Origin of the sequence: Nonomuraea sp. NBC_00507 (assembly GCF_036013525.1) — a bacterium.
In the GTDB taxonomy this organism is placed as follows: domain Bacteria; phylum Actinomycetota; class Actinomycetes; order Streptosporangiales; family Streptosporangiaceae; genus Nonomuraea.
Map to the genome: position 1 here is coordinate 1,404,420 of NZ_CP107853.1, position 22,710 is coordinate 1,427,129.

Consider the following 22,710-nt stretch of genomic DNA (forward strand, 5'->3'; position numbering starts at 1 on the left):
CCGGAACCGGTGGCACCTGGGCCAACAAGCCCTCGCGGGAGAGACCGCATGCCGACGGTGAACGGCGTCGGTGAGCTGGGTGCGGGAACTGAACCCCAGTTCGAGGTAACGGACGCAGGAGAAGGAATGACCTGGCCCCGGTCATCAGGGAGAGCACAGCCGACCGGGAAACCGGCGGACGTGCCCGTCCCCCCGATATTCGACGGCGCCGGACCTTGAGGCCAGGCGCCGCCGCGGATGGCCAGGTCAGCCGTGCGTGGAGCCGCTTGTGGCTGATGTGTTCAGCTGCGCGCTCGTCCGGCCGGTGAGCTCCTCGAGGGAGACGTTGTGCCGCGACCCGTCCTGGAGGATTGCCGTGACGCTCTTGACGCCGCCACGAGGTGAGAGATCCCCGCGCTCCACCGTCGTCGGCGAGTCCGGCCACCAGGCGGCGAAGTAGCCGCCTGTGACGGTCGCGGTGACGCTGCCTTTCGTCTCCGTGGTGAGCTCCAGGCCTATCACGCCGGCGCCGATCCTGCCGGTCACGACACGCACGCTCTCCTCACTCGTGCTCATGACCGTGCCGAGGTCGGCCCGCGCCGATCCCGCGGGAACCGGCGCAAGCGGTTGTGCGTCGGGCCCCGGCATGCTGCCCGTCGAGCCGACGAGGTCGCCGTCGCGGAGCAGGCAGGTGATCTCGGCCAGATGGCTGCCGTCGTCGTTGACGTAGACGAGCGTCCATGGTCCCCGGCCCTCGGTCACCACGGGCCGGAAGCCGAGGTCGCGCCCGGTCGTCTCCTTGGCGGCCTCCTGGGCGTTGTCGAGGCACTTCTCCTGGGCGTCGGTGGCTCGGTCACCGCTCACCGTGTGCGGCGTCGCGGTCCACGCGGCTATCGCTGAGCCGCCGCCGAACACGCCGGGCAATAGCAGTGCTGCCGTGATGCCGGCGGCCACCCCTGCGCCGACGGCGGTTAGCCGCCCTCTGGTGAGTAGGCGAGGGCTGTGGGGCGCTGGTGCGGGCGTCCCCATCGGATCGGTGGCCACCACCCTGGCCAGCAGGGCCCGGGCCTTGGGGTCGGTGCTGGTGTCCAGGTCGGCGGGGGTGACGGCCGGGTCGAGGTCGCGCAGAGTGTGGTCAAGGGTGTCGTTCATCGCGTGCTCCGGGAGTTGACGGTGGCGGTCGCCACGGGCTGGGGTGTGGTGGCGGGGGCCGCGTCGGCGTGGTGGCGCAGGGCGCGTCGGGCCCGGGTGAGCCGGAGCCGGAACGCGACGGGGGAAATGCCGAGCACCCGCGCGGCCTGTGGCGCTGTGAGGCCGTCCCACACGGCCAAGGCGAGCGTCTCCTGGTGGCGTGGGCTGAGCCGCCGCCACGCTTGGACGAGGTCGAGCCGACCTGCCACCAGCTCGGGATCCAGTCCAGCCGCCGCGGCGCCGTTCAGCCGGTCGTCGGCGATGCGGACGGTGAGCGCCTGCCGCCGCTGGTCGGCCCGCAGCCCGTTGCGCAGAGTGCGGTGCGCCACGCCGAAGAGCCAGGCCCGCGCCTCGTCCGCCGCCAAGGGCAGATCGTCCAGGCGCCGCCAGGCGACGAGGAACACGTCAGCGACCACATCCTCGGCATGGGAGGGATGGACGCGACGCTCGACGAACCGCAGCAACGCGGCATACGTCTGCTCATAAAGGCGGGCGAAGCGCTGGGTGCGTTCCGGTAGCCCGGTGTCGGTGACGTTCATGCTTAGGTCATGTCCGGCAGGCCCACAGGTGTGTCGCGAACCATCATGACGAGGCGTTCGCCACGACCTGCTCCCTGCTCTCGCCGGTGACATCGTGCGCGGCCCCGTCCGCGAGCGCCTCTCCGCCCAGGGGATCGCCGGGGCAGGTGTCCAGGCGCCGACCGTCGGCCGCCTGGCCCGAGAGCCCGGCCATGTCCATGTCGCCGATCCACCGCTCGGCGCCAACCTCCGGCGCCATCCCGGCCAGCAGCGTCGATCACCTCCTCCAGGACGGTATCCGGCCGCAGATGTAGCCGCAGCCGGCGTATGGCCTTGCGGAGGTATCGGTGCCAGGAGCGGGGCCAGAAGGCGCGCTCCTCCGGAGCGAACGTCACCCTGGCGTCCGTGCTGAGCTGTCTTTCAAGAATGGTGATCTGGTGGCGGAGGGCGAAGGACCTCGATGTCCTTGTCTCGACATCGGCAGCCACAGTCACCGACCAGGTAGACATGCGGGTGGTTTGCCGGATGAGCACACCGGCGGTTGGTACCCGCGGTTCCATCACGAGTCCGTTTGAGCCAGGGCCTGACGTTGCCGACCACTCCCATACCCTTCCGGCCTGGGATTTCTCATCGTTCCCAACCTTGCGGTGAGAAGATGATCTCGATTTGTGGCTCGCTGGTCCTCGATTGCACGGACCGGACGCCGCTCCTGTGCGGACGGTGCTTCGGCGACTCGTTTGTTCATCCTCCTGTTGAACCCACACCAACTGCACTCGGTCGGGCCATCCCGCCGCACTCGTGAGCGAGCCGACGTGGTTCGGCTGAATAGTGAGACTCACGTGGCATGGACTCGATCCGCTCAAGAAATAATGCCTACTCCGGGCTGGAAGACGCTGAGAGTGAACCGCGCTGGGCCATCGGCTGCGACTGCATTCGCATAGCAGTGGGTTTGGTCTCCATGAAAGCTGACGGCGTCCCCTGGGAGCAGACGCGTCTCGTGGTCGGCGACGTGGAGGTGAACTTCACCGCTGATCACTAGGAGATGTTCGATGGTGCCTGCAGTGTGTGCCTCGCTGCTGTGTGTCTCGCCGGGAAATAGTGTCCAGTCCCACAGTTCCAGTACGTTGGGCGGCCCGCTCCCGGCCACGAGATGAGCATGCCCTCCGTGGCTGCCCTGCCACAGTCGCGGGCCGTCACCGGCCCGTACGACACGCGGTTTGGGCAGTTCGGGAAGCGCCACCAGGTGGGGCAACCCTATCCCTAGGGCGTCAGAGATCCGCAACAAGGTGGCGATGTTGGGGTTGGCTTGGCCTTGTTCTATGTGCACGAGGACGCGCCGGCTCACACCGCAACGCTTGGCCATCTGATCGAGGGTCCAGCCGCGGTCCTGGCGAGCGGCGCGCACGTTGGATGCGATCACCTGCGCCATGTCGTCCACGCTCGTCATCCGCCACCTCTTGAGTGGATGCACTTTATAGTGCACTATAATGCATCATCGAGGTAGAGACGACCAGTGAGGCGCCGATGCAACGAGACCTGGCCGATATGGGCTTCAGCACGATCGCTGTTCATGGTGGGGTTGGCCTTGATCCTTCCACGGGTGCCATCGGACCCCCCATCGCGACTTCCGTAAACTTCGCGGCCGAGTACGGAAGCATTGGCTTCAGCGCGGAGGCGACCGTGGGGCAGGACGTGCCGTTCGCCTACGCGCGAGAGGGGCATCCGAACGCCGCCCAACTCGAACACAAGCTAGTCCTGCTGGACGGCGCAGAGGCGGCTGTGGTGTTCGCCACCGGCATCGCGGCGATCTCCGGTCTGATGCTGCAGGTGCTCTCCCCGGGGGACCATGCGCTGGTCAGCGATATCAGTTATGCGGGCACCGCCGAGTTCACCCGTGGTCTGTTGCGCCGTCTAGGCATCGAGGTGAGTGTCGCCGACATGTCGGACCTCGACGATGTCCGGGGGGCGTTGCGGCCGAACACCCGCCTAATCTACGCCGAGACGCCGTGCAATCCGGTCCTCAAGCTGGTGGACATCCAGGCGCTGGCAGATGTGGCGCACCGGCACGGGGCGGAGCTGTGCATCGACGGGACCTTCGCCACGCCGGCGGTCACCCAGCCCCTGCATCTCGGGGCCGACTATGTTGTCTACTCCCTGACCAAGTACATGGGCGGCCACGGCGACGCACTGGGAGGCGCGGTACTCGGCAGGGCAGAGCCGATGGACAGGTTGCGACGCGAAGTCGGGGTCCACCTCGGCGGCACTCTCAGCGCGTTCAACTGCTGGCTGATCCTGCGAGGACTGGAAACCCTACCGATCCGCATGGCCGCGTACGCGCGAGGCGCTACGCAGGTCGCACAATTTCTTCAGGACCATCCCAGGGTGGTTTCGGTGCGATATCCCGGATTGCCGTCCCATCCGCAATACGCCTTGGCTCAGCGGCAGATGAACAGCCCGTCCGGCATGATCGCGTTCACCGTCACAGATCATGAACGGTTCGGCAGGGGTCTGAAGAACCAGTTGCAGGTCTTCTACTTCGCGGCGTCGCTGGGATTGTCGCGAAGCCTCATCCTCGAGGCGCGTACGGCGGACCTCCAGCACACCACCTTCAAACTTGACGAAGCCCACTTGCGACGTTATCGCGAATGGGCGGGCGATGGATTCTTCCGCCTGTCGATCGGCCTGGAAGATCCCGAAGACCTGTGCTCTGATCTGGATCGAGCATTGTCGGTGCTGTAGCCACCCGGCGAGCCGTAATCGGTTCAGGTCGGTTCCAGAATAAAAACGCTCCGAGTTTCTTGGCGGCCTCCACCAAATCCGGTGCGTTCATACACTCATTCCCGCTTTGGCTGCGGCATCGGCGTCCTCCATCATCACGGCGCCCACTCAAGCCATGTACACATAGCGGCTGAACAGCCATTCACCGAACGGTGAGCTTTGTAAGTCCCAGAGAACATTAATTCCACTGGTACGACCAAACTCAAGGAAGGATCCGAGACATGGCGATGACCCTGGAGCGCCTGGCCGAGTTCGGCGATGCGTGGCGCGACAAGAACCTCGACCGGCTCATGGAGTTCATGACCGACGACTGCACCTTCCGGGCCTCCGTCGGGCCGGAGCCGGGCACGACGTTCCGGGGGCGGGCCGAGGTGCGCCGCGGGTTTGAGCTGATGCTCGCCTACGACGCCGGCTTCGAGTCACATGCCGGCAACGCGTTCATCGCCGGCGAGCGCGGCGCTGGGCAGTGGTTCTACACGCGCACGGACGAAGACGGGCAAGTGCACCGGGTGGATGGCTGTGACCTTTACGAGTTCGACGGCGACCGGATCCGGGTCAAGGACGCTTACCGCAGGGTTCACGGAGATATCGGGCATGCCCCTCCCCATCAGTCTTGATGAGGGGATCATCCGGGCATCGCGCTGATCCACCATTTCGTCAGCACTAAGAATCCGCGAAGCTTCGTCATCCCCACGGACAGCGGCTCATCTCGCCCGACGCCCGGCGGCCTGCGCGGCTGTCCAGCATGCTCCCGCTGGAGCCGACTCGGCAGATCATCCTCGCGCTCGACCAGGAGGGCACCTCATTGTTGCAGGTCCCAAGTCCTATGGCGACGGGCGTCCGCGTCCAGCACTTCCCGCGTGGCTCTGACGAAGGCGTCGATGCGGGCGTTGGGTTTGCGGTGAGCCACACCAGCGCTGTCTGTAAGCGCGGGATTCCGGTGATCGGCACGAACGTCACATCCGGATACTGGTCCTTCCGCGTCAGAGTCAATGAACCAGTCCCGGTCCGAAACACTTATCCGCCGCGGGTAGTTTGATCATCCGGTGGAAGAGGTTGGAGCAGGTGACAGGATCACAGCAGGACCCAGGTCGCGTACGAGCGGACAGGTAAGCGTACACGCCCCGCCGGGGCGGCTGGTCGGTATGGCCGTCGGCGACCTACCTGGGCCTGGATCACGTGCGGGTACTGCGCTGGCAGGCCGCGCCGAGGCCAGCCGCCTGCACGAACGCCGCCGTATCGCCGACCGCGACGCGGCGGCGCTGCTGCAGGAAGAGATCGACGACGACCGTCGTTGGACCGTGGCCCGCCGTCACCCGCCCGGCTGGATCGTCACGGTGTGGCGGGTTCCGGCACTTCCGCCGCGGTCCAGGCGGTCTGTGATGTTCAATTGGCATGTCTTCTCAAGAGTCCACGTCATGCGACGCTGCCATCCTCAGGGCTAAGTGAGTGTTTGAGAAGCGGCCAGCGGATGAATGTCTTGAGGGAAGCCGACGTGGAACCGGCCTGGCAGGTGAAGGAAGGCGTGCTTGCGGTGGACGGTGCCCCTGAACCTCTTCAGGGAAGCCCAACAAATACGACCGAGCTACGGGGTGTGGGCCTGTAGTGCGGTGTCAGTCGAGCGATGGGGACTTGATGGTGCTGCGTCACTTCGTGACGTTCATAGATGGAAGCCTGCTTGAGGAGTCGGTTGAGCAGAGCGGCGCGTTCGGTGGCGTCGGTCAGCATGGTGATGTCGACGGGTATCTGCTCATCAAAGAGGGTCGCGGCAGTGGCGGTGCGCAGTGCGGCCGAGATTCCAGTCTCGACCTCTGTGGCCAGGACAATGTAATCGTCGCCGTCCGGGAGGTAACACACCATCACGGTCTCGCCGACGGGCGCGGCCGGTCCGGTGATGGTGAGGAGCGCTCCCGGCATGCCATGGAAGCGATAGAGCACCACGCGGCCCCTGGAGAGTGCGAACATCGCCTGATTGACATAGCCAATGATGGACAACAGCGCGGTATCGATGGCCTGACGCACAGTGTTCCCCTTCGCCGAACAGCCTGCCCCGTGTCGGGCCAGTATCTCAGCCAGCAGGTTCGAGGAGGCGAGGGCCGGGGCGAGTGGCCGGTCTGCCGCGGGCCAGACGGCGGGCCATGGTGCTGATGGCGGCCCAGCGGATCATGGCTTCGGAGTTGGCGGAATGGCGTTCATAGTCGCGGGCCAGGCGGCGGTGGCTGGTCAGCCAGGCCAGCGAGCGTTCCACCACCCAGCGACGAGCGATTACAGCGAACCCCATCTGACCGGGTGCTTTACGCACGATGTACAGCGTGGTGGCCAGGACGCGCCGGCTCCACTCGACCAGGGCGCCGGCGAATCCGGCGTCAGCGTAGATGATCCGGACCGGCGTGAGCAGGTACGCACTCAGCAGAGTGGTCTTTGCGCCGTCGCGGTCCTGGACCGAGGCCGCCATCACGCACACCACCAGCAGCAGGCCCAGGGTGTCTGTGACGATGAACCGCTTGCGGCCGTTATCTTGAGTCCCTCTCTGGCTGTTTGTGACGTACTCGACGAACGTCCGAGCCTGCCCGATCATCGTCGTGGATGCGATTACCTACCGCTGTCCAGCACGCAACAGCGGGAGGGGAGATGCGCGTTCAGCGAGTACTCATGCCGGACTCGGAGGAAGAGTCGTGGACTGTCCTCGACGATGATCAGGTCCCGATCGAGCCGGTGGAGCAGTTCCTGGCCTTCCTGACCTCGATCGAGAAATCACCCAATACCGTCAAGGCCTACGCCCACGACTTGAAGGACTGGTTCGCCTACCTGCATGGGCACCGCCTCAGCTGGCGCGTGGCGACGCTGGAGGATGTCGCCGGGTTCGTCGCGTGGCTGCGGCTGCCGCCCGAGACACGCACCGGGAACGTTACGGTGCTGCCCACGGTCGCCCACCACTGCTCGGCGGCCAGCGTGAACCGCAAGCTCTCCTCCTTAACCTCGTTCTGCGAGTTCCACGCTCGGCACGGCGATGTCGAGCTGGCCGGACTGTTGATCACTATGCAGCCCGGGCGACGTCGCGGAGCCGCGACGTCGTTCAAATCGTTCCTGCACCACGTCACCAAAGGCGAGCCGGAGCGGCGCGGTGCGATCAAGCTGAAATCGTCTCCACCTCGGCCGAAGGTTCTGACCGCCCCGCAGGCCCAGGCCGTCTTGGACGCCTGTGAGCACCTGCGCGACCGGCTGCTGTTCGCCGTCCTGCTGGATTGCGGCCTGCGGATCGGCGAGGCCCTGGGTCTTCGGCACGAGGACATGGGAATCGCCGATCAGACCATCACCGTCACACCCCGCTCGAACGCCAACCGGGCCCGCGCCAAGGCCGGCATCTCACGAACGATTCCGGCCAGTGCCGAGCTGATGCGGCTTTATGCCGACTACCTCACCCGCGAGTACGGCGCGCTGGACTCCGACTACGTCTTCGTCAACCTCTTCGCCGAACCCTACGGGCGGCCATGGGCCTACCCGGCCGTCTATGACCTGGTCCTGCGGCTGCGCCGTCGCACCGGGATCGACTTCGAACCCCACCAATACCGGCATACCTACGCGACCTGGCTGCTGCGCCGGGGCGCCGGAATGGAGAGCGTGAAGGAACTCCTCGGTCACGCCTCGATCACCACGACCATCGACACCTACGGCACCTCACCATCGAGGACGCCCGCCGGACCCTCGAGGCCGCGGGCTGGTTCACCGGACGGGAGGTCCGGCTATGATCGCCGGATCGATCCCCGCCAGGGCGGGTCTGCTGGAGACGCTGCTGGCCAGCGTGCGTGCCGAGTTTCGCGTCGAGGTCTACCACCCCGACCCCCACGACCCGGTGTTCATCACCACCGAATGCGCGGTGAGCGACTGTGATCGCCTCGTCGCCCAGCACGGTCTCTGCAACGGCCACGTCATCCGGTGGCGGCACCGCGGCCGCCCCGACATGGCCGACTTCCTCGCCGCTCCCGGCCCGCCGGTCCGAGGTCACGCGAGCCTTCGCCGATGCGCCGTCGCCGACTGCCGCTTCGGGGTCAACGGTCGCGGGTTGTGCTGCAAGCACTACGACAAATGGGCCCGGCATGGCCGTCCCGACCTGGCGACATGGATCGAGCAGGCGGTCGTCACCACAACCGGGAGCGCCGAGTGCGGCATGCCGTTCTGCACGCTCTGGGTGGAGAACAGCGCCAAGGTCTTCTGCCTCAGCCACCAGGATCGGTGGGAGCGCGCCGGCTGCCCCAACCCGGAGGACTTCATCATCGACTGCCAACTCGCCGGCAGCCCCACCATCGACCTGCGAGGACTTGCGCCCCAGCTGATGCTGGAGTTCCAATACGCGCTCCAGCACCGCCACGATCAACGGCTGCGCACGGTCACCCCACAGTTCGTGGCCGAGGCGATACATCGCGCTCAGGCCGCCGGCGTGTCCTCGCTGCTGGATCTCTCGCCGCAGGAGTGGCGCGCGACGTTCCACTCACGGATGCGCTCGGGTGGGATCTTCCTGCTGGATGCGCGGGAAGCCGTGGAGATTTTGCGTGACGGCGTCGGGTGGGAGGTCGAATACCCTCGTGATGTCTGGCGTCTTCACCTGCTACCCGGCGTCGAGATGCCTCCCGGCCACCCCACCGAACGCGCCCATCTGCGCTTCGACCGCATCACCCAGCCCTGGCTGCGCGAGCTGGCCAAGCGATGGCTTCGGCTGCGGCTCTCGTCCGGGCTCAGCCCCGCCATCGCCAAGGCCGGGCTTGACGCGCTGGCCTGCTTCAGCCACCTGCTCACCACGGCCGCCATCACCTGCCTCGCCCAGGTCGACCGGCCGCTGCTGGAACGGCACTTGGCCTGGGTAAACAGCGGACCGGGTGGCCTTGGCGTCAAGAACACGCGGATCGGGCAGCTCAACACCTTCCTGCGCGACATCCGCCGCAACGGTTGGGACGACACGCTGCCCGGCACCGCGACCTTCTTCCCCGGCGACACCGCGCCGGTCCCTGAGAAACTCAACCGTCGTCTGGCCGAGTACGTCATGGCGCAGGTCGAGGCCCCGGAGAACCTGGATCGCTGGCCCGACCCCGCCGGGCGACTCATCACGTTGATCCTCATCCGGTGCGGCCTGCGCATCTCCAGCGTCCTGGGGCTCGCCTTCGACTGTCTCCTGCGCGACGGGCAGGGCGCTCCCTACCTGCGCTACCTCAACACCAAAATGAAGCGTGAGGCGGCCGTCCCCATCGACGAACAGCTCGAGGCCGAGATCATCGCCCAGCAGTGCCGCGGCCTCGAGCGGTGGCCCGAAGGGACTCCGCACCTGTTCCCGCGGCCGAACTCCAACGCCATCGGGAAGATCCCGGTCCAGCCCGTCAGTTTCCGCGGCTCCCTCAACCGCTGGCTGGACAGCTGCGAGATCCGTGACGAGCACGGGCGTCCGGTGATGCTGACCCCACATCAGTGGCGGCACACCTTCGCCTGCCGTCTGATCAACCGCGACGTCCCTCAAGAGGTCGTCCGCGTCCTGCTGGACCACGAGTCCCACCGGATGACGGCCCGCTACGCAAAAATCACCGATCAGACGGTCCGGCGGCACTGGGAACAAGCCACCAAGGTCAACATCAAGGGCGAGCGGGTCACCCTCGCCCCCGACGGGCCGCTCGCGCAGGCACAGTGGGCCAAGACCCGCGTCGGCATGGCCACGCAGACCCTGCCCAACGGCTACTGCGGCCTGCCCATCCAAAAGAGCTGCCCACACGCCAACGCCTGCCTGACCTGCCCGGTCTTCATCACCGGACCGGAGTTCCTCCCAGAGTTGCGCGAGCAACGCCACCGGACCCTCACCCTCATCGACATCTCCCAGAGCAAAGGCCAGGCCCGCGTCGTGGAGATGAACCAGCAGGTCCTCACCAACCTGGACCGCATGATCGGCGAGATCGAGAAAAACGAGCCCGCTCCAGGGACAGCCGATGCGAGCTGACAACACCCGCCACCTCATCGCCGCCGCCCAGCAACGCGCCGAAGACACCCGCCGGCGGGCCCTGGCCGCGCTCCGCCGCATGGACGCCACCGGAAAACGGATCAACTTCGACACCGTCAGCCGCGAGGCCCGCGTCTCCCGGTCCTGGCTCTACGCCCAAGCCGACCTCCGAGCCGAGATCCAACAACTCCGTGAACGCTCACCGCGACCGGCCAGCCCGGCGCCGCCGGAACGTCAACGCACCTCCGAAACCTCGCTGCTACGACGCCTCGAGATCGCCACCGCCCGCATCCGCACCCTTGAGCAGGAGAATCGACAGCTCCGCGACGCGCTGGCCCGCGCCCTCGGCGAACGCCGAACACGCGACATCCTCGGCGAACCCGGCAACCGCGACACGCCGAAGAGAAAATCCTCGAAAACGATCGGACCGTGTTGAGCGGGAGGCCAGACGCCTTCGTCGAGGACGCCGTCTCTCTCGTTGAGCGCCAGGTCAACAGCGTGATCATTTCCACGACTCAAGATAACGGCCGTTGATCTTCTTATTCGCATCGTAGCCACGCGAGGTGCACGGGACAGTGTCGGCGCCCTTGACGCTCTGGGAGTCGATGATTCCGGCCGAGGGCTCTGCAGCACGCCCCTGCTGGGCACGAACCCGCCGGCGAAGCACTGAAAGAATCTGCTCGGTGACCTTGGCCTGCTCCCAGCGAACGAAGTACCAGTACACCGTCTGCCAAGGCGGATAGTCGAACGGCAGTTGCCGCCAAGCACACCCGGTCCGCACCACGTACAAGATGGCGTCGACAATGTCGCGGCGCGAGTGCTTCTCGGGTCGACCGCCCGTCCGGGGCGGGGGTAACAGGGGCTCGATCAGCGCCCACTCGGCATCGGTGAGATCAGAGGGATAGCGGCGGTCCCGCAGCATCCGTCTACTATCGCCGCCTTGCCGCCCGACGCAGCAGCGACACGCCCGCCGTTATCGACCCTTCTCAAACACCCACTAAGTCCCGCGAGCACCTTATGGATCCACATAGTTCACCCCACCTGGTCCCACAGGATAGCCTCGATGCGCTCGATGTGCTCCTCGCCCCATTCCCCGAGCGGCGCCATCGCGGTGTTGAGGGAATGGCCGAATTCGGTGAGCGAATATTCCACCTTCGGCGGGACTTGGTGGTAGACCTCGCGATGCAGCAGTCCGGTGGTCTCCATCTCCCGCAACTGAAGGATCAGCACCCGCTCGCTGATGCTGGGCACTGCGCGCCGCAACTCCCCGAAGCGCAGGGGACCTTCCTGGAGCGCGAACAGGATGAGTCCCTTCCACTTGCCTCCCATGATGGCGATGGCGGCGTCGAGACCGCAGGTGAACGTCCGCTTCTTTATCTCCTTCACCGGCCTATACTTACATATATGTCAGTATACGGCAAAAATGTGGGTACTTGAGGGAATGTAAGTGCTCCAGCCAGAATGAACCAGACGCCGCGCCAAGACCACGACGGTCTCCTGGGCGGCGCGCTTGCCTCCGTATCTCTGTGGCTGGAGTTTGCATATGATCGCAAAAAACGTGACATCGGTGACCGTCATCGGACTGGGCTCGATGGGCACAGCACTGGCCGAGGCCTTCGTGAAGGCCGGGCACCCGACCACCGTCTGGAACAGGACTGCCGCCAAAGCCGCGCCCCTCGTCGCCATGGGAGCCAGGCATACGGAGGCCATCGAGGACGCGGTGGCGGCAAGTCCCCTGGTCATCACCTGCCTGACCACCTTCGACGACACCCGGGTGGCACTGCGGCCGGCCAGGGCGTCCCTGCGTGGGCGGGCCCTGGTCACCCTCAACAGCGGTTCCCCGTCCGGTGCCCGCGAGACGGCCGCCTGGGCCCTCGACCACGGCGCCCGCTTCCTGGCCGGGGCGGTCAAGAACGTGCCCTCGGCGGTGGGAGCGCCGGACACCCTGCTCTGCTACAGCGGCGACAAGAGGGCCTTCGAGGAGTTCGAGACGACCCTGAAGGTGCTGGGCGGCGACACTGTCCACCTCGGCGACGAGGCCGACCTAGCCGCCCTGTACGAGATGGCGGTGGGCGCCATGCTACTGCCGGCACTCGTCGGCTTCTTCCAGGGCGCCGCCGCGGTCCAGGCGCGCGGACTGGAGGTGAACACGATGGTGCGCTTCACCGGCAAGTGGCTGGACATGATCAAGTCCCAGCTGCCGATCTACGCCAAGGAGATCGACAGCGGCGTTTACACCGACGCCGCCTCCTCGGTGAATCTCTTCCTGGCGGCGGCGGCCCACGACGAGGACCTGGCCAAGGAGACGAACGTCGACACGGCCTGGCTCGCCCCGCTCCATGACCTGATGAGGCGGGCGGCTGAGGCAGGCCACGGCGATCACAGCATCTCTGCCCTCACTGAGGTACTCAGAAAACCGGCGCGACAGCCATAAGGCGGACAGGTTCGAGCCCGGACAAAGCGTCCATTCAAGGACGCACCTGACGGACTGGCCGGACCAGCTCAACTCATCGGCAGGAGCCGATGAGGCGTGTGAGGTGCCTGCCAGCGATCTCCAGCGATGCCTCGCCCTGGGGCACCTGTGCCGACAGCTCCGCGCCCTCCAGCATGTTGATCACGCTGTGGGCTAGGTCGTGCGCTACCTCGACGGCGGCTACGAGGTAACCGTGTGGAACCGCACGCCTGCCAGGGCGGACCAGTTGGTGGTGCGGGAGCGCGAGGAGAGCGGGACCCGTCGAGGCGGCGCTCATCGCCAACGAGCTGATGGTGTTGGGCCTGATCGATTACGACGCGATGGATGCCATCCTGGCGCAGGCCCCGCGTACCGCCCTGGACGGGCGTACCCTGGACAGCCCCACCTCCGACACCCCGGACATGGTCCAGGCCCAGGGTCGCCGCCGCTCGGCGGGTTGACCAGCCGCCTTCGCGGGCCGCGGGCTCGACGAGCTCCAGTAGATCAGCCTTGACGGATGCGTCGACTTGCGGCGGGACCAGCCGGCGTTCAGCCCCAAGCGATCTTCCCTGGTGCAGATGGATGACGACGGCCTGCTCGGTCACCGTCGCGCGCAGCCGCTCGATCTTCTTGTGGGCCGCCTCCAGCTCGATAGCCTCGAGACTCCTTCCGGGACGGCCGACCGTCGAGGCCCCGGCGAGCGCGTCGAAGGCGCCCTGCTTGACGGTCATCCGGTTCGCGCCGCACTTCTCAGCCGCCTCGCCCTGGGGGACTGGCCAGTGAGTACCTCGACGAACACCTGATACTTCACCGACGGCGCCAGCCGCGTACGCTTGCCTATCCCGTTCGTGCGCGACGGGGACTCTTAGAGTCCTGCTGTGGTCCTGCCACCTGCTCCAACCTCGTCCACGGGGTCGTCAAACTACCCCGGCTGATGGGTGTTTCGGACCAGAACTGGTTCATCAACTCCTCTGACGCGGAAGGCCGAGCTCAGTGCTGTTGGATAGAGGCTGGCTCGGTGTCACGGCGGCTTTGATGCATCAGGATTCGCATGGCGTCGGCGGAGCTTGAGTCGTTCGGGGTGTAAATCTCGAGCCGGTGGTCGGGACTGTCGGGCTGGAGCCAGATCTGGTAGGCGAGGCTCACGGCGCCAACGGTGGGGTGCTGAAGGTGCATGGTTCCGACGGTGCAGTCAGCGACCTCCCCTATCGTCCACATCCTCGCGAACTCGTCGCTGCGCATCGTGAGCTCGCCGATCAATTCCGCCAGGCGTGCGTCTGTGGGGAACCGGCCTGCGGTGAGCCGGAGATACGCAACGTGGACGCGGGCGAGCTCGTCCCAATTGCGATGCAGGTCACGGGTGAGTGGATCAAGGAAGAACATCCGCGGGACGGAGGGGCGGCGCGCCGGCTCCTGTGGCGAGTCGAATGCGATGTGCTCGGCAGTGAGCGCGTGGCCCGTACGGTTCCACGCGAGCACGTCGCCACGCCGGCCGAGCACGACCGCCGGCGTCGCGTCTCCTAGAGATTTCAGGAGCGCGAGAACTCGTGGATGGGGCTCCTCTTGGGGGGGTTCGGACAGACCGGGATTCGTGGGTTGTCGAGCGAGATTGTGAAGGTGAACCGTCTCGATCCGGTCGAGCCGCAGCACCCGCGCGAGGGCGTCGAGCACCTGCTTGGAGGCGGTCTCTGCCTGCCCCTGCTCCAGGCGCGTGTAATATCCGACGCTCACTCCCGCGAGATGGGCGAGCTCTTCACGTCGCAGGCCGGGAACCCGGCGAGCGGTGCCGAAAGTGCGTAGCCCGATATCAGCAGGTGTGACCCGATCACGTCGACTTTTCAGAAACGCTCCCAGATCCTCCATAACATCGAGCCTAGGCCGACAGAGAACGCTGGTGGGTATACCTGCTGGGTGTACCCACGGCAGGGGAGTGGTTGCCGAGACCCTCCTGCCGGACCGTCGAACCATGTCTCAACAGCACGCGCACAACTCACCGGCCATGCGGGCCTGGCTCGGCCTTCTGGTGATCCTCGGGCCCGTACTGCTGGTCTCGATGGACGGATCGATCCTGTTCTTGGCGATGCCCCGGATCAGCCAGGCCCTCACACCGACCGCTGACCAGGCCTTGTGGATTCTGGACATCTACGGCTTCGCCGTCGGCTCCCTGCTCATCGCGTTCGGCAACATTGGCGACCGGTACGGTCGGCTGAGGTTGCTCATGATCGGCACGGCGGCTTTCGGCATCGGTTCCGCGGGAGCGGCGTTCGCGCCGAGCCCTGAGCTTCTGATCGTCGCCCGGGCGCTGATGGGAGTGGCGGGTGCGACTCTCCTGCCATCGGCTTTGGCCGTGTTGAGCGAGCTGTTTGCTGACCCGCGGCGGCGGGCGCAAGCCATCGGCGTCTTCGCTGCGGCATTCGCGGCCGGGTTCGCCATTGGCCCCGTCGCCGGCGGCATCCTATTGGAACGGTTCTGGTGGGGCTCGATCTTCTTGATCAACCTTCCCGTCATCGCCCTGTTCCTGCTCTTCGCGCCGATCCTGCTCCGTGAGGTCCGTGCGACTCGCCCCGGTCACGTCGACGCGCTCAGTGTCGTCATCTCCGCGGTCGGACTCCTGCTCACGATCTACGGCCTGAAGTTCGCCGCCGCAGAAGGCCTGTCGACTGTCCCGGTTCTCGTGGGGATCGCAGGGCTGGTGCTGCTGGTGTGGTTTGCGCGCAGGCAGCGGAGCCTTCGGCATCCGTTGATCGAGTTCTCGCTCTTCCGCGACCGTGTCTTCACGGTGGCGATCATCACCGGGCTGCTGCCGTTGGCAGCGTGGTCCGCGGCCGCGTACCTCGCAGGCATCTACCTCCAATCCGTCCTTGACTTGCCTGTCCTGCGCGCGGCTCTCCTCGCGCTTCCTGGCGCCGTGGTTCTCACCATCACCTGCATCGTCACGCCCTTCGTGGTCGATCGCATCGGAAAGCGAACCGCCCTCATCATCTGCCACTTCTCCATCGCGGCGGGTCTGCTGTTCCTGCTCCCCACGGCAATCACGGGCGGGATCGGCTGGTACGTCGCTTCCACGGCCATCGGGGGCATTGGCTACGGCATCTGTTTCAGCGTCGTCGCCGACACCGCCGTCGGTGCCGTTCCCACGGAACGAGCCGGCTCGGCGGGCGCGATTGCGGAGACCAGCAACGAGATCGGCAACGCCCTCGGCATCGCGCTCCTCGGCTCACTCGCTGCCCTGGTCTTCCGACTCCAGGGGCCGGACCTGGCACCCACCCTGGATGAAACCCTCCAGCTTCCGGACCTTGTGCCTGCGACGGCCGTGGAGGCGAAGACCGCCTTTGTCACTGGCCTGCACGTGGCCGCCGCAGCGGCCAGCGGCCTCCACATAGCGCTCGGTATCCTTGCCCTTCGCTGGCTCCCCAGATCAATGGCAGCACATGCCGACTCTGATACCCGATTCGGGGATACGACAGATCGAGCAGAAAGCACGACTCGATGAGTCGCCAGCAGACCTCTATCGATCGAGAGCCGGCGGCGTCTTGGGGAGCGATGCAAAAGCCGTCCCTTGCCTAGGTGGCCGGCGGAGATAGGCCTCTCACGGGTATGCACCAGCAAGCGGATGAACAGACAACGCCGGTTCGCCGAGCTCATCGCAGACCCGAACCGACTTCAGCAACTTGATCTGGCCGTCCTCGACCAAGTAACCACGTTCGTTTGGCCAGCCCTAGCTATTTAGTACGGCGTGGGCTGCCACACGATCGAGCAGGCTCTGGGTCGGTCGTGGGCCCACGCCGCGTAAGCCGCTGCTGCCTCGCCGGTCCTATGTCATGTAACGTGCCCGGGGACCAGACGCATTTCTGGGTCAGCTCGCGGCGCGGTCGCCGAGCGGGCGGCGGCGCAAGGCGGGGTCGGTCAGGGGCGCGGGGCTCCAGAGGCCGACAGGGTGGTAGACGTTGGTGCCGGGCGGCACGAGCTCGTCGATCCGGTCGAGCACGGTGTCGTCGAGCACCAGCGAGGCGCCCTTCAGCAAGCCATCCAGCTGCTCCATCGTGCGCGGGCCGAGGATGACCGAGGTGACCGCCGGGTGTGACGCGACGAAGGCGATGGCCAGCGCCGGCAGGGTGCAGCCGAGCTCGTCCGCCAGTTTCACCAGTTCCTCGACGACCTCCAGCTTGGCTGCGTTGACCGGGGTAGACGGGTCGAACCGTTCTGGCGCGAGCGCGGCGCGGCCCCGCGACAGGTCGACCTGCTGCCCCTTGCGGTAACGACCGGTCAGGAACCCCCAGCCCAGCGGGCTGTAGGTGAGCACGCCCATGCCGAGCCGCTGCGCCGTGGGAAGGACGTCGCCCTCGATGCCGCGGGCCAGGATGTTGTACGGCGGCTGCTCGGTGCGGAACCGGTACAAGCCGCGCTGCCGGGCCACGTGGTAGGCCTCGACCGTCTCGTGCGCCGGGAAGGCCGAGCTGCCGAAGGCCCGGATTTTGCCCTGCCGGACCAGATCGGTCAGTGCCGAGAGGGTCTCCTCGATGTCGGTCCGGTGGTCGGGGCGGTGGATCTGGTAGAGGTCGATCCAGTCGGTGCGCAGCCGCTTGAGACTCGCCTCGACCTCGCGCATGATCCAACGCCGCGAGTTGCCGCTGCGGTTGGGCCCCTCCCCCATCTGGAAGTGCACCTTCGTCGCCAGCACCACCTCGTCTCGCCGGCCCTGCAGCGCTTTGCCCACGATCTCCTCGGATTCGCCCGCCGAGTACATGTCAGCGGTGTCGACGAAGTTGATCCCGTGGTCGAGGGCGGTGTGGATGATGCGGATGCTGTCATCGTGGTCGGGGTTGCCGGCCGAGCCGAACATCATGGTGCCGAGGCAGTGGGTGCTGACCTCGATACCAGTGCCGCCGAGGATGCGATATCTCATACTTCGGAACCGTAGAATCTAGAGCCGACTCTAGGTCAAACTGGGCCACATGTCGGCTTTGAGCATCGGCCAGGTCGCCGAGCGCACCGGGCTCAGCGTGCACACACTCCGGTTCTACGAGCGGGAGGGGCTGCTGGCCCAGCCGGTACGGCGGGGAGCCGCAGGGCACCGGGTCTACAACGAGGGTGACCTCGACTGGCTGGCCGATCCGTAAGCTGCGGGACCTGAGAGAAAGGGCAATCTTTGTCGCCCGCTACGACGAGCCCGGCACCGCGCCCTTCGATCGGTGTGTCGGTCTCGATGGCGGCGGGCTGCCCATCCGACAGCGGCACCAACCAGAAGCTCGTCCGTATATTGTCGATCGTTTGCCAGACGATCCGCCCCCGCCACCCCGTACCACAAGGCGAACACACCCTTCGACGTACGATCTGTGATCTTCCGGTCTGGCCGGTCTCGACGTCATAGGCGTAGAGGGCATCGGCCTTCTTCGAAGCTCTGCCACCTCTCCAGCAGGAGTACGACCGTCGATCAGCGTCCACGGGCGGCCTTTGCGAGCAGCTCGCAGATGACGGCAAGCGGCAGGGGGCGGCCCAACGCCGAAATGAGGTCCGCCCTTGCTCGTCGACTATGACGTCCAGCAGATCGTTCACTAGCAGTGGACACTGCTGCTGCTCCGGTCGTCCCCCTGAACCTCCGCTTTCTCTTGGAGATTTGGGGCTTTAGCGGTGATAAAGGCTACTTTCGGCGGCTTCCACGAGCGGGCATGTATTCGATTCCACGCTTCGTCGCTGTCATTGAGAACCTCCAAAGCTCGACCAGTGATCTGCAGTTAAGCACTAGGCACTGTCGCGAAGCTTTCGTCAAGCCGTCTATGCCCAATTTGACTGTTATGCACTGTCTCTCCTTTGTGCTTGCAGCGTGAAGGAGGTGAGTCCTGCAAACGAGGCGGTTCTGTTGCTGCTGACGAGCGCCACCCCGACCCCATGGGCAGCTGCACAGGTTGAATTCTTAGGGTCGGTTATGGCTTTGTCGGGGTGTCGAGGGTGATGTCCAGTCTGGGCCAGGCAGTCGGTGAGCAGGTGGTGGAGCCGGTACTGGATCTTCTTCAGCTTGCGTTTGACGATCCGGGCGAGGTTGGTTAGGTCGGTGACGGCGAAGTGGCCAGGGAGCGGCGGAGCAATGACCACACGCCCTCGGCGGGGTTCAGTTCGGGTACGTAGGTGGGGAGTCGGAAGGTGAGCAGCCTCGATGCCACCCAGCGGCTGGTGAACCGCGCTCGTTGGGCCACCCTGGGCGCGACGAGCGCCGTCCGCCGCTTCGCCATCTCCCATTTGGATGCCGTCGCCCGGCCCTGCCGGCATGACCGTGGGAGCGCTGGATGAATCAGGCCAGGAGAGGCAAGGCACAGCCAGCGCTGACGCCAAGCGTCAGCTGCCTGACCTGCGAGCAGTGGTGGCCAAGCACTGCATGCCCAAACACGCCTGGACCAACTACTGCTTCATCCCCGAAGATCAGCCCGCTACCCTCTCCCGCCTGATCACCGTAGCAGGCGATCCTGCGCCACACCGTGCTGGTCATGGCCGCCCTGGCCATCTGCGCGGCAAGCGCCGCAGCCGCCCGACGTCGCACCGACACTCAAGCCCCACCATCCACCAGGCCCGACCAACAGCAGCAGCCAAGCCCGGCATAATTCCGCTGACCGTCGCCGAGATCAAGAACCTGCTCAAGTCCGCCACCAGCCGCATCACGCCGTTAGAACACATCGCCCGCTGGCCAGCCTGGCGACGCCGCCACCAAGCCCGCGCTCGCCCGGGCACCGCATATATCCGGCTCAGCTAAACGCATGGCGGCTGCTGCCGCTGCAGGGACTCCCTCGCTAGCACTCCATGTCAAGTAGACCATGACTTTACATCGAAATGTCATGGTTTACTTGACATGTGACAACTTCGGATGACTTCCGCGCGAGTTCTATCGGCTACTCGCTCCACGGCCTGGCCCGCCTCGCCATGTCCGCCGCTGCGTGTGAACTGTCCGACGCCGCGCGGGCCGCAGTGCCCACCAGCGTCGACGCCTATCACCATGACCATGGCCATTGTGATGGGGGCAGCTGGCTAGAGGTGGCTGCTCGCATCGCTGCTGAGGGCCGCGATTTCCTGACCGCCACCGTGGTGTTCGAGCGGCTGCGCGGCGCTACCTGGGAAGAAATCGGTAAGGCCCTTGGAGGCATCACCCGCCAGGCCGCGCATGACCGATACGGGACGGCTGTCGCCGAGTGGGAGGCCCGCGCGATACGCGCCTGGCTCAATCCCGACAGCGCATCCCAACTCCTCGGCCCTGCCGTCGGCGATCCCGCGGGAACCATCCGCCGCCTCAATGAGTGGGTTACGGGCCACGAAGGAACCGAGCGCGACGCCCATGAAGATCAGGTGGGCCTCGGCCTGGGTGCCAATACCCTGCACGATCACTATAAACTTGTCATCGCGGCCGCCCGCCTGCTCCTGGACACCTCTACACCCGCTGAGGAGCGTGCCACGCTGGAACTCGCCTATGCCCGCCGCAAGGCGGAGCTGTATGCGCGCATGAACGCCAAGAGCAACGAGAAAGCCCAGCGGCTGTTCGCCGAGATCCGCGCTCGACTCACCGAGTTGGAAGCGCAGCGGTGACACTCAACCTCATCGACGTCTACCGGCACAGACGCACGCCCTCCCCACAAAGACCCAGCTCAACTACCGAATGGGGGCTGGCGTACTATGTGCACGTTCAGGTTGTCCCAGCACCACACGCGTCGTGCGCCGAGCTGCTGGTGGGTGGCCACGATCAGGTCACGGTGGTCGATCCAGGAGAACGTCTTGGGTTCGCTTTTGCGGCCGTGGTAGACGTGCAGTTTGTAGAAGAGGTGCGGCCGCTCGCCGTCTCGGATGCAGACGACGCCGGCCATGTTGATGCGGCCGGAACCTCTGCCGCGGACCGTCACCACCGGTCGGGCGCCGACCGGCGCCCAGATGCGTCCTTTCGGCGGCTTCAGGCCCTGCCCGGCTTCGTCTTCGAAGCACAGGTAGGCGCCATGTCCGCCGCGGTGGCTTTGCCGCCGGCCACACCTCGGCTTTCCACAACGCGATGGCCTGCTCGTCCCGCTCGATCGCCCGCCGGGAGGGCAACTGCACCGACCAGCCGTGCCGATGCAGCAGCTTGTCCACCCCCTCGATGGTGTAGCCGATGTGGAACAGCCTGGTGGCCGTCCAGCTGGGCGCCGTGCTGACCGCGGCCGTTCACTCGGCAGGGCAGGCGGCCCAATGATCAACAGGCTGCCGCCGACCACGACCGTGGCTCAGCCGGTGAACGTGCTGGTCCTGTCCACCGGAAAGTGCCGTACGGGTTGATGTCCGACCGGAACCGCGCGGTCAGTTCGCGGCGGTCCTCCTCGGCGAGCAGGTCGAGGACCGCCCGTTCGGCCGGCCGATCATCCGAGGACGAGCGGCAGTTTCGCGGCCAGCTCGCCCAGTTCGGCCTTCTCCGCGTCGGTCGCAGCACGCCGTCCGGTGCCGACCAGCAGCGCGTCCTTGTCGGAGAAGGACGCGGGGAACACGGTCCCGGCGATCTCCTCCAGCATCTCGCGGCACCGGGTGAGCCCCTCCGCGGGTGGTCCCGCCGCATCCGGGAGGTACGCGACCAGGTCGAGGTGGTGCAGCGTCCACTCCATGACGTACGCGGAGAGGTAGTCGCGCACGGTGAGGACCTCTTCGCGGGTGGCGACCCGCAGGCCCGGGTCGACGAGTTCGGCGGCGCGGCCGGCGGCGGAGCCGACGTCGTCGAGGTGGAACTTGAGCAGCCGGGGCTCCTGGTACGCGGCGGCGAGCCGGACGGTCAGCGCGTCGAGCGGGTCGTCGCCGGTCGGCGGCGTTTGGGTGACATCCCAGTAGGTCACCGCGTCGCGGGTCGGTTCTGTTTCGGCGGGGGTCACGAGGGTGATCAGGACGTCTTGAGCGTCGATGATCAGGTGGCACACCAGGTCCCGCACGAGCCAGCCGGTACAGCCGGACGACTGTGCGAAGTCCTCGTCCGAGAGTTCGGCGACCGCCGTACGCAACGCCGTCCAAGAGCGTGAGAAGAGATCCACATCGGCAAGGTAGCGCGGTGCCGCGATGACGGACAACCGCACTTGGACGGTCGGCCCGATGATCGTCACCCTGCCCTGGCTACCCGCCCACACGATCACGCTCACCACCGCCGGATGCTCAACTGTTCCCGCGGGCCGGTGGCACCGCGTGACGGGTCAGCCGCTGCGCCGACGTCCACGCCTTCGAACAAGGGCGCAGCCTGCGTGGCGGTGTCCAAGGCCCAGCGCCCGGTGCTGATCAGCCCCAGGACCAGGATGCCGACGCCGAGTCCGAGCACGAGCCACCACACGCCGCGCTCCGCGCTGGTGAACGCCGTCCCGCCGCTGCCCATGGCCGGTCCCACAATCGTTCCGGAGATCGCGACGCCGAGGGCGGTGCCGGTCTGCCGGCCTGTGGAGGCGAACGAGGCGGCCACCCCGGCCATCGAAGCGGGCATTTCGGAGACCGCCGAGTTGATGATCGGTGGGTTGTCGGTCCCCAGGGCGATGCCGAACAGCAGATCGGTCGCGAGTACGGCCGGCAGCGCGGTGGCCGGTCCGAGCCAGATCGACGCGCCGCAGCCCAGTGCCAGCGCGGCCCCGGAGACCACCAGCGGCAGTCGAGGGCCGCGCCCGCCGACCACCCGGCCGGTGAGCGGGGGAGAGGACCACGATCAGCACCCCGACCGGGAGCAGAGTACAGCCCGGCCTCCAGGGCCGACATGCCGCGCAGGTCCTGGAGGTACGGGGCGGTCACGAACAGGAAGTCGCCGAACCCGTGCAAGGCAAAGAGAGCCATCGCAATCGCCGAAC

25 protein-coding genes and 2 pseudogenes are annotated in these 22,710 nt (G+C 66.4%); 12 read left to right on the forward strand and 15 right to left on the reverse strand.

The window, feature by feature from the left end:
- Positions 1-246 precede the first annotated feature (246 nt).
- The 4 genes from OHA25_RS07205 to OHA25_RS07220 form a co-directional block, all read right to left on the reverse strand.
- Positions 247-1,131 carry a hypothetical protein gene (locus OHA25_RS07205; RefSeq protein WP_327586807.1) on the reverse strand — a complete coding sequence of 295 codons (885 nt, stop codon included), beginning with the start codon at positions 1,129-1,131 and terminating at the stop codon, positions 247-249.
- A complete protein-coding gene (locus OHA25_RS07210) occupies positions 1,128-1,709 on the reverse strand; it encodes an RNA polymerase sigma factor (protein WP_327586808.1) in 582 nt (193 codons plus the stop codon). The genes OHA25_RS07205 and OHA25_RS07210 overlap by 4 nt, the downstream gene beginning before the upstream one ends.
- Positions 1,710-1,752: 43 nt before the next feature.
- Positions 1,753-1,947: a hypothetical protein gene (locus OHA25_RS07215; RefSeq protein ID WP_327586809.1), complete on the reverse strand. Its 195-nt coding sequence runs from the start codon at positions 1,945-1,947 to the stop codon at positions 1,753-1,755.
- Between the two features lie 600 nt (positions 1,948-2,547).
- Positions 2,548-3,135, reverse strand: a complete 588-nt coding sequence (locus OHA25_RS07220; protein ID WP_327586810.1) for a helix-turn-helix domain-containing protein — start codon at positions 3,133-3,135, stop codon at positions 2,548-2,550.
- Between the two features lie 77 nt (positions 3,136-3,212).
- Here OHA25_RS07220 and OHA25_RS07225 point away from each other — a divergent pair, with 77 nt between their 5' ends.
- On the forward strand, positions 3,213-4,427 hold the full coding sequence (locus OHA25_RS07225; RefSeq protein ID WP_327586811.1) for a trans-sulfuration enzyme family protein: 1,215 nt from the start codon (positions 3,213-3,215) through the stop codon (positions 4,425-4,427).
- Positions 4,428-4,687: 260 nt separating this feature from the next.
- Positions 4,688-5,083 carry a nuclear transport factor 2 family protein gene (locus OHA25_RS07230; RefSeq protein WP_327586812.1) on the forward strand — a complete coding sequence of 132 codons (396 nt, stop codon included), beginning with the start codon at positions 4,688-4,690 and terminating at the stop codon, positions 5,081-5,083.
- A 940-nt stretch (positions 5,084-6,023) separates the two neighbouring features.
- On the opposite strand, the gene OHA25_RS07235 is transcribed toward OHA25_RS07230, so the two are convergent.
- Complete coding sequence (locus tag OHA25_RS07235; RefSeq protein ID WP_327586813.1) at positions 6,024-6,488, reverse strand: hypothetical protein; 465 nt, start codon at positions 6,486-6,488, stop codon at positions 6,024-6,026.
- A gap of 46 nt (positions 6,489-6,534) precedes the next feature.
- Positions 6,535-7,044 (reverse strand): transposase, encoded by a 510-nt coding sequence (locus OHA25_RS07240; RefSeq protein ID WP_327586814.1) that lies wholly within the window; start codon positions 7,042-7,044, stop codon positions 6,535-6,537.
- A gap of 53 nt (positions 7,045-7,097) precedes the next feature.
- On the opposite strand from OHA25_RS07240, the gene OHA25_RS07245 reads away from it, so the two are divergent.
- The 3 genes from OHA25_RS07245 to OHA25_RS07255 all read left to right on the forward strand — a co-directional run bounded on the left by OHA25_RS07245 (position 7,098) and on the right by OHA25_RS07255 (position 10,879).
- Positions 7,098-8,357, forward strand: a complete 1,260-nt coding sequence (locus tag OHA25_RS07245) for a tyrosine-type recombinase/integrase (RefSeq protein ID WP_327586815.1) — start codon at positions 7,098-7,100, stop codon at positions 8,355-8,357.
- A gap of 1,147 nt (positions 8,358-9,504) precedes the next feature.
- Complete coding sequence (locus tag OHA25_RS07250; protein ID WP_327590939.1) at positions 9,505-10,443, forward strand: tyrosine-type recombinase/integrase; 939 nt, start codon at positions 9,505-9,507, stop codon at positions 10,441-10,443.
- The gene (locus OHA25_RS07255; RefSeq protein ID WP_327586816.1) at positions 10,433-10,879 is read left to right on the forward strand and encodes a DUF6262 family protein; all 447 of its coding nucleotides are present in this window, start codon (positions 10,433-10,435) and stop codon (positions 10,877-10,879) included. Before OHA25_RS07250 ends, OHA25_RS07255 begins: the two co-directional genes overlap by 11 nt.
- Before the next feature lie 87 nt (positions 10,880-10,966).
- Here the strand turns inward: OHA25_RS07255 and OHA25_RS07260 are convergent.
- Together OHA25_RS07260 and OHA25_RS07265 are read right to left on the reverse strand one after the other, a co-directional pair.
- Positions 10,967-11,362, reverse strand: a pseudogene (locus OHA25_RS07260) (IS5 family transposase); the annotation flags it as partial.
- 113 nt (positions 11,363-11,475) lie between these two features.
- Positions 11,476-11,829, reverse strand: coding sequence for a winged helix-turn-helix transcriptional regulator (locus OHA25_RS07265; RefSeq protein ID WP_327586817.1), 354 nt, complete (start codon positions 11,827-11,829; stop codon positions 11,476-11,478).
- A 181-nt stretch (positions 11,830-12,010) separates the two neighbouring features.
- On the opposite strand from OHA25_RS07265, the gene OHA25_RS07270 reads away from it, so the two are divergent.
- Entirely contained in the window at positions 12,011-12,877 is an 867-nt protein-coding gene (locus tag OHA25_RS07270) for an NAD(P)-dependent oxidoreductase (RefSeq protein WP_327586818.1), read from the forward strand.
- Between the two features lie 73 nt (positions 12,878-12,950).
- On the opposite strand, the gene OHA25_RS07275 is transcribed toward OHA25_RS07270, so the two are convergent.
- The gene (locus OHA25_RS07275) at positions 12,951-13,199 is read right to left on the reverse strand and encodes a hypothetical protein (protein ID WP_327586819.1); all 249 of its coding nucleotides are present in this window, start codon (positions 13,197-13,199) and stop codon (positions 12,951-12,953) included.
- 7 nt (positions 13,200-13,206) lie between these two features.
- Here OHA25_RS07275 and OHA25_RS07280 point away from each other — a divergent pair, with 7 nt between their 5' ends.
- Positions 13,207-13,356 (forward strand): hypothetical protein, encoded by a 150-nt coding sequence (locus OHA25_RS07280; RefSeq protein WP_327586820.1) that lies wholly within the window; start codon positions 13,207-13,209, stop codon positions 13,354-13,356.
- Positions 13,357-13,473: 117 nt separating this feature from the next.
- Complete coding sequence (locus tag OHA25_RS07285) at positions 13,474-13,698, forward strand: hypothetical protein (RefSeq protein ID WP_327586821.1); 225 nt, start codon at positions 13,474-13,476, stop codon at positions 13,696-13,698.
- A 187-nt stretch (positions 13,699-13,885) separates the two neighbouring features.
- Here the strand turns inward: OHA25_RS07285 and OHA25_RS07290 are convergent, their stop codons facing one another.
- Entirely contained in the window at positions 13,886-14,758 is an 873-nt protein-coding gene (locus OHA25_RS07290; RefSeq protein ID WP_327586822.1) for a helix-turn-helix transcriptional regulator, read from the reverse strand.
- A gap of 103 nt (positions 14,759-14,861) precedes the next feature.
- Here OHA25_RS07290 and OHA25_RS07295 point away from each other — a divergent pair, with 103 nt between their 5' ends.
- Complete coding sequence (locus OHA25_RS07295) at positions 14,862-16,388, forward strand: MFS transporter (RefSeq protein WP_327586823.1); 1,527 nt, start codon at positions 14,862-14,864, stop codon at positions 16,386-16,388.
- Between the two features lie 363 nt (positions 16,389-16,751).
- On the opposite strand, the gene OHA25_RS07300 is transcribed toward OHA25_RS07295, so the two are convergent.
- On the reverse strand, positions 16,752-17,801 hold the full coding sequence (locus OHA25_RS07300; RefSeq protein ID WP_327586824.1) for an aldo/keto reductase: 1,050 nt from the start codon (positions 17,799-17,801) through the stop codon (positions 16,752-16,754).
- A gap of 49 nt (positions 17,802-17,850) precedes the next feature.
- On the opposite strand from OHA25_RS07300, the gene OHA25_RS07305 reads away from it, so the two are divergent.
- The 3 genes from OHA25_RS07305 (at position 17,851) to OHA25_RS07315 (ending at position 20,464) form a co-directional block, all read left to right on the forward strand.
- A complete protein-coding gene (locus tag OHA25_RS07305; protein ID WP_327586825.1) occupies positions 17,851-18,015 on the forward strand; it encodes a MerR family DNA-binding transcriptional regulator in 165 nt (54 codons plus the stop codon).
- 1,145 nt (positions 18,016-19,160) lie between these two features.
- A complete protein-coding gene (locus OHA25_RS07310) occupies positions 19,161-19,640 on the forward strand; it encodes a hypothetical protein (protein WP_327586826.1) in 480 nt (159 codons plus the stop codon).
- Positions 19,641-19,738: 98 nt separating this feature from the next.
- Positions 19,739-20,464, forward strand: coding sequence for a hypothetical protein (locus tag OHA25_RS07315; RefSeq protein ID WP_327586827.1), 726 nt, complete (start codon positions 19,739-19,741; stop codon positions 20,462-20,464).
- A gap of 59 nt (positions 20,465-20,523) precedes the next feature.
- On the opposite strand, the gene OHA25_RS07320 is transcribed toward OHA25_RS07315, so the two are convergent.
- The 4 genes and pseudogenes from OHA25_RS07320 to OHA25_RS07330 form a co-directional block, all read right to left on the reverse strand.
- Positions 20,524-20,739, reverse strand: coding sequence for a hypothetical protein (locus OHA25_RS07320; protein WP_327586828.1), 216 nt, complete (start codon positions 20,737-20,739; stop codon positions 20,524-20,526).
- A gap of 172 nt (positions 20,740-20,911) precedes the next feature.
- Positions 20,912-21,028: pseudogene (locus tag OHA25_RS61145) on the reverse strand (helix-turn-helix domain-containing protein); the annotation flags it as partial.
- A gap of 233 nt (positions 21,029-21,261) precedes the next feature.
- Positions 21,262-21,918, reverse strand: coding sequence for a maleylpyruvate isomerase N-terminal domain-containing protein (locus OHA25_RS07325; protein ID WP_327590940.1), 657 nt, complete (start codon positions 21,916-21,918; stop codon positions 21,262-21,264).
- Positions 21,919-22,019: 101 nt separating this feature from the next.
- A complete protein-coding gene (locus OHA25_RS07330; RefSeq protein WP_327586829.1) occupies positions 22,020-22,508 on the reverse strand; it encodes a hypothetical protein in 489 nt (162 codons plus the stop codon).
- Positions 22,509-22,710 lie beyond the last annotated feature (202 nt).

What these genes read in the sequence shown, in the direction of transcription:
- OHA25_RS07300 (WP_327586824.1), bottom strand. Translation starts at nt 17,801, where the DNA reads ATGAGATATCGCATCCTCGGCGGCACTGGTATCGAGGTCAGCACCCAC.
- OHA25_RS07245 (WP_327586815.1), top strand. Translation starts at nt 7,098, where the DNA reads ATGCGCGTTCAGCGAGTACTCATGCCGGACTCGGAGGAAGAGTCGTGG.
- OHA25_RS07220 (WP_327586810.1), bottom strand. Translation starts at nt 3,135, where the DNA reads ATGACGAGCGTGGACGACATGGCGCAGGTGATCGCATCCAACGTGCGC.
- OHA25_RS07210 (WP_327586808.1), bottom strand. Translation starts at nt 1,709, where the DNA reads ATGAACGTCACCGACACCGGGCTACCGGAACGCACCCAGCGCTTCGCC.
- OHA25_RS07280 (WP_327586820.1), top strand. Translation starts at nt 13,207, where the DNA reads ATGGTGTTGGGCCTGATCGATTACGACGCGATGGATGCCATCCTGGCG.
- OHA25_RS07215 (WP_327586809.1), bottom strand. Translation starts at nt 1,947, where the DNA reads ATGGCGCCGGAGGTTGGCGCCGAGCGGTGGATCGGCGACATGGACATG.
- OHA25_RS07225 (WP_327586811.1), top strand. Translation starts at nt 3,213, where the DNA reads ATGCAACGAGACCTGGCCGATATGGGCTTCAGCACGATCGCTGTTCAT.
- OHA25_RS07305 (WP_327586825.1), top strand. Translation starts at nt 17,851, where the DNA reads ATGTCGGCTTTGAGCATCGGCCAGGTCGCCGAGCGCACCGGGCTCAGC.
- OHA25_RS07250 (WP_327590939.1), top strand. Translation starts at nt 9,505, where the DNA reads ATGGCGCAGGTCGAGGCCCCGGAGAACCTGGATCGCTGGCCCGACCCC.
- OHA25_RS07230 (WP_327586812.1), top strand. Translation starts at nt 4,688, where the DNA reads ATGGCGATGACCCTGGAGCGCCTGGCCGAGTTCGGCGATGCGTGGCGC.
- OHA25_RS07240 (WP_327586814.1), bottom strand. Translation starts at nt 7,044, where the DNA reads ATGATCGGGCAGGCTCGGACGTTCGTCGAGTACGTCACAAACAGCCAG.
- OHA25_RS07295 (WP_327586823.1), top strand. Translation starts at nt 14,862, where the DNA reads ATGTCTCAACAGCACGCGCACAACTCACCGGCCATGCGGGCCTGGCTC.
- OHA25_RS07310 (WP_327586826.1), top strand. Translation starts at nt 19,161, where the DNA reads ATGACCGTGGGAGCGCTGGATGAATCAGGCCAGGAGAGGCAAGGCACA.
- OHA25_RS07285 (WP_327586821.1), top strand. Translation starts at nt 13,474, where the DNA reads ATGGATGACGACGGCCTGCTCGGTCACCGTCGCGCGCAGCCGCTCGAT.
- OHA25_RS07255 (WP_327586816.1), top strand. Translation starts at nt 10,433, where the DNA reads ATGCGAGCTGACAACACCCGCCACCTCATCGCCGCCGCCCAGCAACGC.
- OHA25_RS07205 (WP_327586807.1), bottom strand. Translation starts at nt 1,131, where the DNA reads ATGAACGACACCCTTGACCACACTCTGCGCGACCTCGACCCGGCCGTC.
- OHA25_RS07320 (WP_327586828.1), bottom strand. Translation starts at nt 20,739, where the DNA reads ATGGCCGGCGTCGTCTGCATCCGAGACGGCGAGCGGCCGCACCTCTTC.
- OHA25_RS07290 (WP_327586822.1), bottom strand. Translation starts at nt 14,758, where the DNA reads ATGGAGGATCTGGGAGCGTTTCTGAAAAGTCGACGTGATCGGGTCACA.